This window comes from Roseibium sp. SCP14 (assembly GCF_040329475.1).
In the GTDB taxonomy this organism is placed as follows: Bacteria; Pseudomonadota; Alphaproteobacteria; order Rhizobiales; family Stappiaceae; genus Roseibium.
This window is the reverse complement of the sequence record NZ_JBDZYH010000042.1, coordinates 1-270: the sequence shown is the minus strand read 5'-3', so window position 1 is coordinate 270 and position 270 is coordinate 1. Positions and strand designations below refer to the sequence as shown.

The window sequence follows — 270 nt, the reverse complement described above, 5'->3', positions numbered from 1 at the left end:
CGCTGCCGCCAGATCGTCATGGAAGGTCAGTGCGCCTTCCGCCGGCAACAGCCGGTCATAGAGTGCAGGCAGGCTGCGGCGGGCATTGGCGATCACCTCGCCGATCTTGCGCTCCGCCTCCGGATCGGTGTCGAAGACCGCCACATCCCAGCCGTTCATGAGAAAACGCGCTGCCCAGCCTCCGCCGATGACACCGCCGCCGACAATCGTTGCCTTCATGCCGGTGCCCTCTTTGTCAGTCCGAGCCGGTCACGCACATCCTGCGGACCG

1 protein-coding gene is annotated in these 270 nt (G+C 65.9%); it reads right to left on the bottom strand.

From position 1 onward, the window contains the following. Positions 1-219 (bottom strand): 3-hydroxyacyl-CoA dehydrogenase NAD-binding domain-containing protein (locus ABLQ08_RS32525; RefSeq protein ID WP_352950926.1); only part of this gene is annotated, 219 nt, incomplete at its 3' end. Positions 220-270: the final 51 nt, after the last annotated feature.